Below are 2,972 nucleotides of genomic sequence, written 5' to 3' on the forward strand. Positions count from 1 at the left end.
AAGGCCCGGCTCTACGGCTGTCAGGTGGTGGTGGCGGATAGGTTTTATCCGTCCAGCCAACTGTGTTCACGGTGTGGCCACAAACAGAAGATGCCACTCAGCGAGCGGGTATTTCGCTGCCCGTGTTGTGGTCTGGGGATAGACCGCGACCGCAATGCAGCGCTGAACCTGGTGCGGTGGTATTTTGAGTGCTACTTAAAGCGCTCAACTACCCCAAGCTCTGGGGAAAGAGACGCCTGTGGAGATTCCTCTGGCGGGGTGGTAAGCCTGAAGCTTACTACCAGTCACGAGTCGTGGAAGCAGGAAGAAAGCAGAGACGCGACAGGCACTGAACACTCTGGAAGTGTTTGTTAGCGTTTCGTAGGTCTTTCGGAGCGGTCATCAGTACCCCGTTGAGCAGCCAGAAATTGTTAAGCTTAACGCACGGATGGCAGTATCCGGCCATGCCCCGAGTGACAACTGCTGACGAGCTGCTGACAGAATATGCCTCTGGCGAGCGCAACTTTCAAGAATCCAACCTGGTGGGGGTGGACTTGGTGCGCTCCAACTTGCAAGGGGTGAATCTGAGAGGGGCCAACCTCTCCTTTGGCAAGCTGAGTGGCATTAACCTGCAGGAAGCCGATTTGCGCGGCGCCGATCTCAGCTCGGCCAACTTGATGGGGGCCAACCTCCGCGGGGCCAATCTTTGGGAAGCCAACTTGATCGGCGCGGATCTCAGCTTTGCCGACTTGCGGGAAGCCAACTTGCACGGTGCCTACCTTTGGGAAGCCAAGCTAACCCGTGCACAACTGCAGGGATCCGATCTAAGCGGGGCAAAAATCGGCGGAGCAGTGCTGACCGGCGCTGACCTCAGCGGAGCCACCCTACCCGACGGGAGTGTGCGGGCTTGAGCCACCCCCCCAGCAGACAAGGCAGAATGGAACTGTTGCGACGGGATCCCTGATGTTGCTGCTGTTCAACCTGGTCTTGACACTGCTGCTGGCTTTGGGAGTGGCAGTCCTGGCCGGACAAAACCCCACCACCCTGACCGTACATTTCTTAATGTGGCGCTCGGTGGAGCTGCCTTTGGGATTTCTCATCGCCGCGGCTGTCGGCTTGGGCCTGTTGACGGTGGGGCTGGGCTCTCTCCTCTGGCCTGGGCGCAGCTTTTCTGCCACCGCCCGCCAATTACAGGAACGGGTGCGCCAACTGGAAATGCAGGATCAACCGCCCCAATAACGGCCAATTCCCAAAGGGATCCCTCTGCTTTCTGGCTTTGGCTCAACAGCTTCGATCCCGCCGTTGACTTGCTGGACGATTTTGTCGGTGGCCCTGAGGAAAGCGTGCCGAAATAGCTCGCCGACTGAGACTGGGCGTAAGCTGAGAAAGGATCCCTTCGCCGTCTGCTTGATCAGTGCGTATCTCCAACCGTAACCATGCCTCATTCCCAACCCACTTCCCCGGATCCCTCTCCCCAAGACCCACGGGCCCTGCGCAAAGCCCTGCGCGGATCCAGTACCTACTTCGCCAAGGGGTTTGAAGAACACAAGGATCAGGCTCAACTGGAGCTGCAAACCACCTACAAAAGCCCCCTTGTGGAGCAAATCCGTGCCCAGTCCTACCGCTATCAGCGGGGCGACATTACCATTCACCTGGCCAGGGCCTTTGGCTTTTGCTGGGGCGTGGAACGGGCGGTGGAATATGCTTATGAAGCGCGGCGACGCTTTCCGGATCGGCAACTGTGGATCACCAACGAGATCATCCACAACCCTCTGGTAAACCAGCACCTGAAGGAGATGGGGATCCGCTTTGTGGAGAAAGGCCCAGACGGCAAGAAGGACTTCTCTCAGATCCGGCCCCAAGATGTGGTGATCTGGCCTGCTTTTGGGGCAAGTGCATCGGAAATGGCGTTTTTTCGGTCGCAGGGCAATGAGATTGTCGATACCACCTGCCCCTGGGTTTCCCGCGTGTGGAACCAAGTGGACAAGCACCGCGCGGCTCAATTCACCTCTGTGATCCACGGCAAGTACAACCACGAGGAAACCGTAGCCACCAGCTCCTTTGCCGAAAAATATCTGGTGGTGCTGAACCTGGAAGAAGCGGAATGGGTCGCCCGCTACATTTTGCAAGGCGGAGATGCGGCAGAATTTCGGCGGCGCTTCGGCAAGGCCACTTCCCCCGGTTTTGATCCGGATCGCGATCTGGAGCGGATCGGCATCGCCAACCAAACCACCATGCTAGAGGGGGAGACCCGCGCCATTGCTAAGCTGTTTGAGACCACCATGCTGCGCAAATATGGCCCCCAGGAGTTGGACAATCACTTCATGAGCTTCAACACCATCTGCAATGCCACCCAAGAGCGGCAGGATGCCATGTTCGAGCTGCTGGAGCAGCCTTTGGATGTCGTGGTGGTGATCGGGGGGTTTAATTCCTCGAATACCACCCACCTGCAGGAAATTGCCCTGGCCAAGGGCTTGCCTTCCTTCCACATCGATGGCCCCGACTGCATCCAACCCAACAACCGCATCCGTCACAAGCCTCTTCACCAAGACCCGACGGTTACCGAAGGGTGGCTACCCGATGGGCCGGTGCAAATCGGCATTACCTCCGGTGCCTCTACCCCAGACCGCGTTGTTGAAGAGGTGATTCAACGCATCTTCGCTCTACGTGAAGAACCCCGGCGGATCCCTGCCTAGGGATCCCTTCCCTCTCCCTCTTGAGCGTGCTCAACACCCTTTTTCAGGTTTATCCTCCCTTGCTGGGCTGGACGCTGCTGGGGTTTGCTCTCCAGAAGGGGCTGCCCGGCGGCTGGAATCGTTGGCTGGATCCCCACGCCTTGGGGCGATTCATGTTTTGGGTGGGAGTGCCCCTCAGCATTGTTGGGTTTATGCAGGGAGTGGATCTGTCGGGTCAAATCTGGGTTGCTCCCCTGATCTGCTGGCTGTCGGTGGGGCTGGGGTTTGCCTTGACCAGCGCTTGGCTGTGGTGGCAGC

Annotated in this window: 4 protein-coding genes and 1 pseudogene; all 5 read left to right on the forward strand. The window is 58.3% G+C overall.

Annotated features, from left to right (window positions below):
• On the forward strand, positions 1–354 hold a 354-nt coding region (locus NW829_RS11985), incomplete at its 5' end, for a zinc ribbon domain-containing protein (protein WP_414417171.1).
• An 89-nt stretch (positions 355–443) separates the two neighbouring features.
• Positions 444–890: a pentapeptide repeat-containing protein gene (locus NW829_RS11990; RefSeq protein ID WP_414328976.1), complete on the forward strand. Its 447-nt coding sequence runs from the start codon at positions 444–446 to the stop codon at positions 888–890.
• 52 nt (positions 891–942) lie between these two features.
• The gene (locus tag NW829_RS11995; protein ID WP_011434193.1) at positions 943–1,218 is read left to right on the forward strand and encodes a lipopolysaccharide assembly protein LapA domain-containing protein; all 276 of its coding nucleotides are present in this window, start codon (positions 943–945) and stop codon (positions 1,216–1,218) included.
• A gap of 197 nt (positions 1,219–1,415) precedes the next feature.
• Entirely contained in the window at positions 1,416–2,675 is a 1,260-nt protein-coding gene (locus tag NW829_RS12000) for a 4-hydroxy-3-methylbut-2-enyl diphosphate reductase (RefSeq protein WP_011434194.1), read from the forward strand.
• A 26-nt stretch (positions 2,676–2,701) separates the two neighbouring features.
• Positions 2,702–2,972 (forward strand): annotated as a pseudogene (locus NW829_RS12005) (AEC family transporter); the annotation flags it as partial.

Origin of the sequence: Synechococcus sp. R55.8 (assembly GCF_047461895.1) — a bacterium.
In the GTDB taxonomy this organism is placed as follows: Bacteria; Cyanobacteriota; Cyanobacteriia; order Thermostichales; family Thermostichaceae; genus Thermostichus.